This is a genomic window from Curvibacter soli, from assembly GCF_029211125.1.
Lineage (GTDB): Bacteria > Pseudomonadota > Gammaproteobacteria > Burkholderiales > Burkholderiaceae_C > Curvibacter_A > Curvibacter_A soli.
Genome location: NZ_JARGEN010000046.1, coordinates 1 through 8,994 on the forward strand (window position 1 = coordinate 1; position 8,994 = coordinate 8,994).

Annotated in this window: 10 protein-coding genes; 5 read left to right on the forward strand and 5 right to left on the reverse strand. The window is 63.6% G+C overall.

All coding sequences use genetic code 11. The annotated features are described in order from the left end of the window. Positions 1-129 precede the first annotated feature (129 nt). The 4 genes from PY257_RS10720 to PY257_RS10735 all read right to left on the reverse strand — a co-directional run bounded on the left by PY257_RS10720 (position 130) and on the right by PY257_RS10735 (position 3,760). On the reverse strand, positions 130-1,263 hold the full coding sequence (locus PY257_RS10720; protein WP_275741599.1) for a branched-chain amino acid ABC transporter substrate-binding protein: 1,134 nt from the start codon (positions 1,261-1,263) through the stop codon (positions 130-132). Positions 1,264-1,442: 179 nt separating this feature from the next. Further along, positions 1,443-1,670: a hypothetical protein gene (locus PY257_RS16280; RefSeq protein WP_345799242.1), complete on the reverse strand. Its 228-nt coding sequence runs from the start codon at positions 1,668-1,670 to the stop codon at positions 1,443-1,445. A gap of 123 nt (positions 1,671-1,793) precedes the next feature. Next, the gene (locus tag PY257_RS10730; protein ID WP_275741603.1) at positions 1,794-2,228 is read right to left on the reverse strand and encodes a DNA polymerase III subunit chi; all 435 of its coding nucleotides are present in this window, start codon (positions 2,226-2,228) and stop codon (positions 1,794-1,796) included. 38 nt (positions 2,229-2,266) lie between these two features. After that, positions 2,267-3,760, reverse strand: a complete 1,494-nt coding sequence (locus PY257_RS10735; protein WP_275741605.1) for a leucyl aminopeptidase — start codon at positions 3,758-3,760, stop codon at positions 2,267-2,269. Between the two features lie 24 nt (positions 3,761-3,784). On the opposite strand from PY257_RS10735, the gene lptF reads away from it, so the two are divergent. The 5 genes from lptF to PY257_RS10760 are packed head-to-tail and all read left to right on the forward strand — an operon-like array spanning position 3,785 to position 8,584. Beyond that, a complete protein-coding gene (gene lptF / locus PY257_RS10740; protein ID WP_275741607.1) occupies positions 3,785-4,891 on the forward strand; it encodes an LPS export ABC transporter permease LptF in 1,107 nt (368 codons plus the stop codon). Next, the gene (gene lptG / locus PY257_RS10745; protein ID WP_419095696.1) at positions 4,888-5,997 is read left to right on the forward strand and encodes an LPS export ABC transporter permease LptG; all 1,110 of its coding nucleotides are present in this window, start codon (positions 4,888-4,890) and stop codon (positions 5,995-5,997) included. The genes lptF and lptG overlap by 4 nt, the downstream gene beginning before the upstream one ends. Further along, positions 5,997-6,380 (forward strand): sirohydrochlorin chelatase, encoded by a 384-nt coding sequence (locus PY257_RS10750; protein WP_275741609.1) that lies wholly within the window; start codon positions 5,997-5,999, stop codon positions 6,378-6,380. The genes lptG and PY257_RS10750 overlap by 1 nt, the downstream gene beginning before the upstream one ends. A gap of 60 nt (positions 6,381-6,440) precedes the next feature. Then, positions 6,441-7,385, forward strand: coding sequence for a CysB family HTH-type transcriptional regulator (locus tag PY257_RS10755; protein ID WP_275741611.1), 945 nt, complete (start codon positions 6,441-6,443; stop codon positions 7,383-7,385). Positions 7,386-7,414: 29 nt separating this feature from the next. Beyond that, complete coding sequence (locus tag PY257_RS10760) at positions 7,415-8,584, forward strand: pyridoxal phosphate-dependent aminotransferase (protein WP_275741613.1); 1,170 nt, start codon at positions 7,415-7,417, stop codon at positions 8,582-8,584. A gap of 88 nt (positions 8,585-8,672) precedes the next feature. Here the strand turns inward: PY257_RS10760 and PY257_RS10765 are convergent. Further along, a partial coding sequence (locus PY257_RS10765) for a hypothetical protein (RefSeq protein WP_275741615.1) occupies positions 8,673-8,994 on the reverse strand: 322 nt, incomplete at its 5' end.

An 8,994-nucleotide genomic window follows, 5' to 3' on the forward strand; every position in this document is an offset into this window, starting at 1 on the left:
TCGCTTCGTTCGCTGTGATCAACTTACGGCGGGACTTGCACCCGCAGGAGTGCGCCCGTGCCGGGCGCACGACGACGAAAGGCCGCCCCTTTGGGCGGCCTTTTGCACTGAACGGGCGGCTTGCCGACTTTAGTTGAGCGACACTTTCTTCCCATCCTTGTACGTCGACAAGGTCATGGCAGGATTCTTCAATTCGCCGTTCGGCTCGAACGCGATGCTGGCCGTCACTCCCTTGAAGTTGGTTTCGAGCAGCTTCGGCGTATAGACCTTGGGATCCACCGAGTTCGCACGCTTCATGGCATCGACCAGCACGAAGGTCGCGTCATAGGTGTAGGGGCTGTAGATCTGGAACTGGCCCGGGAACTTGGCGTCGTAACGTTTCTTCCAGGCTTCGCCGCCAGGCATCTTGGCGATTGAAGAACCGCCTTCCGCACAGATCACGTTGCTCAAGGTCTTCGCACCACCGGAAAGCTCGGCCAAGGTCGGCGTGCAAATGCCATCACCCCCGAAGTACTTGACATTCGACATGCCCAGTTGGTCCATTTGACGGAGCATGGGACCGGCTTGCGGGTCCATGCCCCCATAGAACACTGCGTCAGGAGCCTTGGCCTTGATGGAGGTCAGGATGGCCATGAAGTCGGTGGCCTTGTCGGTCGTAAACTGCTCGTCGACCACCCCCATGCCCTTGCTCGTCGCCACGCGCTTGAACACCTCGGCGACACCCTGGCCATAAGCCGTGCGGTCGTCGATGATGGCGACCTTCTTCAGCCTCAAGGTATCCGCCGCATAAATGGCCAAACCGGCACCCAGGGCGTTGTCGTTGGCGATGATGCGGTAGGTGGTTTTATAGCCGGGCTTGGTCAGGTTGGGGTTTGTGGCTGCACCTGTGATGTGCGGAATGCCGCAGTCGTTGTAGACCTTGGCTGCCGGAATGGTCGTACCAGAATTCAAGTGGCCCACTACCCCTGCAACCTTGCTGTCGCACAGTTTCTGTGCGGCCGCGGTGCCCTGTTTCGGGTCGGCCGCATCGTCTTCAGCGACCAATTCAAACTTGATCTTCTTGCCGCCGATAACGATGTTTTGCGTATTGAGGTCTTCAATGGCGAGGCGCGCGCCGTTTTCGTTGTCCTTCCCGTAGTGGGCCTGCGCGCCCGAGGTCGGCGCAACGTGTCCGATCTTGACCACTTGCACATCCTGTGCGGATGCCAACCCAGCCAGTGTCGCAACTGCAGCCGCCACGGTCAGTTTCAACTTCATTTGCATAAAAACCTCCAAAAGAGACATAAATAAAATTTGCTGAGAGAGATGTTTCTGATCTCAACCCAGCAAAACATATCGCAATTTCCGGGCCCGGAACAGAGGGAACACGATCACACCGACCCTTTGCCTTCATGCGCCATTCACTGCGAAAACGAATTTTCACTGCAGCAAAATAGGCTCTATTAGCCTGGCTTACCAGCCATGAAGTTGGCCGCAAGCTCTTCAGCCACCGCCTCATATACTGCTTGGCGCACAACCGATTCGATTTCTTCTCGCAACCGCGGTCCGATGGAGCGGGTCTGCTCCGCCACGACATGGGCGATGGCTTCACGCAGGCGGTATTCCAGCGCCACATCCACGCGCTGGATCACGCGGTGGACGATTTCCTCCTCCATGTCGGAGCGAACCACGGCGGACTCTAATGCCTGCTGCGGACGTGGCGGTGCAGCCGGACTCTCCGCTTGAGCGGAAGGAAGGCGCACCTCTTCGGTCAGCGTCGGGACGAAACGCGGCGGCTGCCTGGGCTGCTGCACTCAAGCACCCTTTTGAACCACATCGTGGCTAATGATGGAATAGCCTCGATCAGCATAGTGCCGCCACCGCTGGCGGGCTTCCTGCCGATCCCTTGCATCGTCCTGACTCACGATCTCTACCAGGCGTGCGAAACGCTCGAAGCCCTCGGGAATGCCCCCCAAAAGGTTCACGAGCACGTCATGATGCACCAGCCCCTCTACTTCGCGGGCCAGGACAATGGGTGACGACTCCAGCATGAGGCCATCTTCCTGCGCCATGCAGTGGGGCACGAATGCGTGCGGCGCCAACGACCATAGCGCACGGTCGAGCAATTGGAGCGCGTCGTCAGGCGCCACAACGGCCACCCGGGCTCCGCTGCCAGCCGCCTTGCGCAGCAAGCGGCAGACATAGCTCCATTTGTCGGGCGCGTTGAAATGAAAAGCGATCTCCGTCATGGTATGAATGGCTGGGTGCCAGTTCCACGCTCTCCCGCCTACGCGGACGCCGCCTTCCTGCGCACGGACTTGGGCTGCAGCGGCAGGGGTTTTGCGGCCTGTGCCAATACGTAATGCAGCAACAGCCCCACGGGCCGCCCCGTGGCCCCTTTGGCGGCGCCGCCCCGCCACGCAGTTCCCGCAATGTCGAGATGGGCCCACGGAGCCCCGCCCGAGAAGCGCTCTAGGAACTTGGCTGCGGTAACCGCGCCGGCAGGCCGCCCGGCCACGTTGGCCACATCGGCGAAATGGGTCTTGAGGCCGTCGGCGTATTCGTCGTCGAGCGGCATGCGCCAGCACTTGTCCTGTGCCGCCTCGCCTGCCGCCTGCAGCGTCGCCGCCAATGCGTCGTCCGCCGAGAACAGTCCGCTTCTCACGCCGCCCAGGGCGATCACGCAAGCGCCCGTCAGCGTCGCAATGTCGATCACCGCGCGCGGCTTGAAGCGCTGCGCATAGGCCAGCGCATCGCACAGCACCAGCCGGCCTTCCGCGTCGGTGTTCAGTATCTCGATGGTCTGGCCGCTCATGCTGGTCACGACATCGCCGGGCTTCACGGCCCGCCCGCCCGGCATGTTCTCGCATGCCGCGATCAGGCCCACTACGTTGATCGCGGGGCGCAGTTCAGCCAGCGCTCGAAACGTGCCCAGGACGCTCGCGGCGCCGCACATGTCGTATTTCATCTCGTCCATTTCCGCCGCCGGCTTGATGGAGATGCCGCCCGAATCGAAAGTAATGCCCTTGCCCACCAGCACCACGGGGGCATCGCTCTTTGCCGCCCCGCTGTAGCGCAATTCGATGAAGCGCAGGGGCTCCTGGGAGCCACGAGCCACTGCGGCGAATGCACCCATGCCGAGCCGGGCGACTTCCTTGGGGCCCAGTACCTGGCACTGGATGCCCGGCAACTTGGCCAGCGCCTGGGCGGCATCGCCCAGCATGGTTGGCGTCGCATGGTTGGCAGGGCGATTGCCCCATTCCTTGGCGAGTTCCACACCCAGCACCGTGGCCACCGCTTGCGCAAAGGCGGTTCTGGCCACTGCGGCATCGGGCACGCCGACCACGACCCTGGTCCATGCCCGGGCCTCGGCCTTCGGCTTGGTCGTGGTGTAGACATAGCTTGCGTCGGCCACTGCCTGCACGGCCGCGGCCACCGCATCGGGCTGCGCCGCCGCGCCCGCAAAAGCGACGAGCAGGCGCTTGGCGCCCGTACCCTTGAACGCGCTCACGCCTGCAGCAACGGCCTGCCGCACCTCTTGGGGACGGCCTTCGCCGATGCCCGCCAAATGGATGCGCGCCGCGGCAACGGCGGGCACGCGGTAGAGCGCGAGCTGCTTGCCCGGCTGGGTGCCGAAGTCCTCCGCTTTCTGCGCAGCGGCGATGCAGGCCGAGAGCGGATCGCGCGCGGCCTTGAAGCCGTTGGGCACCAGCACGATGGCCGCATCGCTCTTGTCGGCAGCCGCCACATCGAGCCCCAGGGATTTCAGTTCGAAGTTCATAATTCGGCTTTTCCTTCGGCGACGATGTTATTCCATTCCTCCCTCCGCAAAGAACTGGGACGCAGCTTCAGCGCGACGCTCGTGGTGCTGGCCACGGTCGTCATGACGATGATGCTAATCCGCACGCTCGGGCAGGCGTCGAAAGGCAGCGTCAACCCCTCCGAAGTGATGATGGTCATGGGCTACACGGTGCTCGGGCAGTTGCCGACCATCCTGGCGCTGAGCCTTTTCGTGGCCATCGTAGGCACCCTCTCGCGCATGTACCGCGACAGCGAGATGGTCATCTGGTTCGCCAGCGGGCGCGGCCTGGCGAGCTTTCTGCCCGTGCTGCTGCGCTTCGCGCTGCCAGTGCTCGTGGTGATCGGCGTGCTGGCGCTGCTGGTGTGGCCCTGGGCCAACCGGCAAGTGCAGGACCTGCGCGACCACTACGAACAGCGCGGCGACATCGACCGCGTCGCGCCGGGCCAGTTCCAGGAGTCTGCCAACGGCAACCGCGTGTTCTTTATCGACAAGGCATCCGAAGCCGACCAGGGCGGCAACAATGTGTTCGTCTCGGCCACCGACCATGGCAGTGAAGCCGTGACGTCGGCACGCAGCGCCCGGCTCACCACCCTCCATGGCGACCGCTTCGTGCTGCTGTCGAATGGGCAGCGGCTGGAAAACAACCTTGAAAAACCCGGCATGAAGATCAGCGTGTTCGCGGAATACGCCACCCGCATAGGCACTGCCACCCCAGTCGAGCAGGACGGCAACTCCACCAAATACCGCCCCACGCTGCAGCTTCTGCGCGACCCCTCCAACATGAATCTGGCCGAGCTTGCGTGGCGCATGAGCCTGGCGCTGGCCGCCGTCAACTTCGTGCTACTCGGCCTTTCGATCACCATGGTCGACCCGCGCGCGGGGCGCAGCGGCAACCTGATGCTGGCGCTCTTCACCTTCGTCGTCTACTACAACTTCATGACCCTGGGCCAGAGCTGGATCGAGTCGGGCCGCATCGATTTCGCGATCTTCATGGTTCTGTCCCATGGCGGGGCATTGGCGGCCGCGGCTTTCTTGCTGGCCAAGCGCCACAACAATTGGTCGCTGCGGAGTCTTCTGCGCAGGCACTCCGCTGCGCCGGTCCAGCCATGATTCTGCGCATCCAACGCTACATCTACCGCGAGGTGCTGACGGCCGTGGCCTTCGTCACACTCGGTTTTCTCGCACTGTTCTTCTTTTTCGACTTCGTGGATGAACTGCGCTGGGTAAGGCGCGGCAGCCCCGATGGCTACCAAGCCTCGCATGCCCTGCTCTACGTCATGCTGTCCATGCCCAGCCATCTTTACGAACTGCTTCCGATCACCGTGCTGATCGGCACGATTTACGTGATGGCACGCCTGGCCCAAAGCTCTGAATACACCATCCTGCGCACGAGCGGTTTCGGCCCTGCCCGCGCATTGCGCATGCTGGCGGGCCTGGGTGTGGCGTTCGTCGCGCTCACGTTCGCGGTGGGCGACTACGTGGCGCCCGTCACTGATCGTTTGGCGCAGTTCGTGAAGGCGCGCTACGAAGGCCGCATCACGCTGGGCCAGACGGGCGCGTGGCTGCGGGAACGCCAGGGTGGCAACACGTACTCGGTCAACGTGAGGGCGCTGCTGGGCGCGGGCAGCATGCAGTCGGTGCGCATCTTCGAGTTCGACCCTCAGGGCTATCTGGTGTCGATCACGCAGGCGCGCAGCGGCAACATCGCGCCTGGCGGCGGCTGGGACCTGGCCGGCGTGCAGCGCATGGTCTTTCACACCCGCGATGGCGACCACGCCCATGTCGAGCACCTACAACTCGACACCTGGCACTGGCCCACCCAGATCAGCCGCGAAATGACGTCTGCGGCGCTGCTGGACCCCGACCGCATGCGCACCATCGACCTGTTCAAATACATCCGCCATCTCGACGCCAACGGCCAGTCAGCCCAGCGCTACGAGATCGAGTTCTGGCGCAAGGTGTTCTACCCCCTGTCGTGTCTGGTGATGATGGTGCTCGCGCTGCCGTTCGCCTACCTGCATTTCCGCTCGGCGGGGCTCGCCACCTACGTGTTCGGCGGCGTCATGGCCGGCATCAGCTTCTTCCTGCTCAACAACATGTTCGGCTACATCGGCAACCTGCAGCACTGGTCGCCATGGCTCGCCGCGGCCTCGCCGGGCATGATTTACTCGGTGCTGTCGTTGGCCGCCTTCGGCTGGCTGGTGTTGCGGCGCTGATGGCTGCGTTCATGGCGCAGCGCCTGGGCATCGTGCTGTTCGCGCATGGCTCGCGCGACCTGCTGTGGCACCAGCCCCTGGAAACCGTGCGCGACCGCATCGCCGCAGCGCAGCCCGGTACGCTGGCTTGCTGCGCCTACCTTGGACTCACCCCCCCCACGCTGGGCGAAGCCGTTGCAAACCTGCTGGCCCAGGGCGCAAACACGGTGCGCGTGGTGCCCATGTTTCTCGGCATGGGGCTGCATGCGCGGCGCGACATCCCCACTCTGGTGCAGGCTCTGCGCGCCACCCACGCCGGCGTGGCAATCACGCTCGCCCCCCCTGTCGGCGAAGACCCGCGCATGGCGGCCTTGCTGACGCAAATCGCCCTGGAGGATACATGAGAGCCCTCCATCAACAGCTTCATGTCGCATAATGAAAGACGTTTTTAGCCGTAATTCGATATGAACCTGCACCAATTCCGTTTCGTCCAGGAGGCCGCGCGCCGCAACCTCAACCTCACGGAAGCGGCCAAGGCGCTGCACACCTCGCAGCCGGGCGTGTCGAAAGCAATCATCGAACTGGAAGACGAACTGGGCGTGGAAATCTTCGCGCGCCATGGCAAACGGCTCAAGCGCATTACAGAACCCGGCCAGCACGTACTGAAAAGCATCGAATTGATCATGCGCGAGATCGGCAACCTGAAGCGCATCGGCGAGCAGTTCAGCGCGCAAGACAGCGGCACGCTCTCCATCGCCACCACCCATACGCAGGCGCGCTACGTGCTGCCCGTGCCCGTGGCCCGGCTGCGCGAGGCCTATCCGAAAGTCAACGTCAGCCTGCACCAAGGCGCTCCGGACCAGGTGGCACGCATGGTGATCGACGAAGTGGCCGAAATCGGCATCGCCACCGAATCGCTGTCCGACTACACGGAACTGGTCACCCTGCCCTGCTACGAATGGCAGCACATGCTGGTGCTGCCTGAAGGCCACCCGCTGGCGCACAAGGAACGCTTGTCACTCGAAGACATAGCGCTCGAACCCCTCATCACCTACCACCCTTCGTTCACGGGCCGCACGCGCATCGACCAGGCGTTCGTGCAGCGCAAGCTGCACCCGCGCATCGCCCTGGAAGCCATCGATTCCGACGTCATCAAGACCTACGTGCGCCTGGGCCTGGGCGTGGGGATCGTGGCCGAAACCGCCGTGCGCGACGAGGGCCAGAACGCCGACCTCGTGGTGCGCCCGCTGGGCCACCTGATCGGCGTGAACGTGGCGCGCGTGGCTTTCAAGCGCGGCGCCTACCTGCGCAACTTCGTCTACAAGTTTGCCGAACTGCTCAGCGACCGCCTGACGCGCGACCTCATCGCCCAGGCCATGGAAGGCCGTACCAACCACTACGAGCTTTGACACCTCCACCCGCACCGCCTGATTCCGCCATGCGTACCGAAACCACTGCCTATACCCCGCCCATCACCACCAAGCTGCCCGCCGTGGGCACCACCATCTTCAGCGTCATGTCGGCGCTGGCGGCCGAGAAGAACGCCGTCAACCTCGGCCAGGGCTTTCCCGATTTCAACTGCGATGCGCGGCTCGTGCAGGCCGTCACCAGCGCCATGGAGCGCGGCCTGAACCAGTACCCGCCCATGCCCGGCGTGCCGGCGCTGCGCGATGCCGTGGCCGGCAAGATCGCCGCGATGTACGGCCACCGCTACGGCGCCGCCGATGAGATCACCATCACCGCCGGCGCCACGCAGGCCATCATCACCGCCATCCTCGCCGTGGTGCGGCCCGGCGACGAGGTGATCGTGCTGGACCCGTGCTACGACAGCTACGTGCCCAACATCGACCTGGCCGGCGGCACCGCCGTGCGCGTGCCGCTCACGCCCGGCACCTTCCGTCCAGACTTCGACCGCATCGCCGCAGCCATCGGGCCGAAGACGCGCGCCATCATCGTCAACTCGCCCCACAACCCCAGCGCCACCGTGTGGACGCAAGGGGAAATGCTGCACTTGCAGGAACTGCTGGCGCCCACCGACGTGCTGCTGATCAGCGACGAGGTGTACGAGCACATGGTGTTCGACGGCGAGCGGCACCAGAGCGCGGCGCGCTTTCCCGGCCTGGCGGCGCGCGCCTTCATCATCAGCAGCTTCGGCAAGACCTACCACGTGACGGGCTGGAAAGTAGGCTACGTCGCCGCGCCCGCGCCGCTGACCGCAGAGTTCCGCAAGGTGCACCAGTTCAACGTGTTCACGGTCAACACGCCGATGCAGCACGGCCTGGCAGCGTACATGGCCGATGCCGCACCGTACCTGGAACTGCCGGCCTTCTACCAGCGCAAGCGCGATCTCTTCCGCGAAGGGCTGGCCACCACCCGGCTGCGCCTGCTGCCCAGCCAAGGCAGCTACTTCCAGTGCGTGGACATCTCCACCGTCAGCGATTTGAGCGAGTCGGACTTCTGCCTCTGGCTCACGGGCGAAATCGGCGTGGCGGCCATTCCGCTGTCTGCGTTCTATCCCGATGGCTTCGACCAGCGCGTAGTGCGCTTTTGCTTCGCCAAGAAAGACGAGACGCTGCACAGCGCGCTCGAACGCCTGCGCAGGCTCTGAAAAGTTACAGCCAAAACAGGCGCTACCGCTTATGGATAAAGCGGTTGCAGCTATTATTTAAGGAGCAAAATCCTGCCGAAGCGGATGCTCACTGGTCATCCGCCTCGCAGGCCGGCCCCATCTTCGCTAGTGCAGTGCTCGATGCTTGGCGGCACAAATTAAAGCGATGCGTTTTGGCGCAGGGCAAGGCGCAAACCACAGCACCACAACGATAGCCGTCGCTATCGCGAGGATTTGCAACGCCGCCATGCGTCAAAAGGCGCGGTTTTATGTGCTGCTTAGCGTTGAACACTGCACTAACAGTTCGGCCACGAAATCGTCGAGCAGCGGCAAACTCGGCTGCACCACAAGTTCGACACCTTTTTGCCAAAATTCCGGATTTTCCGCCCCGACCTGCCAATAGATTCAAC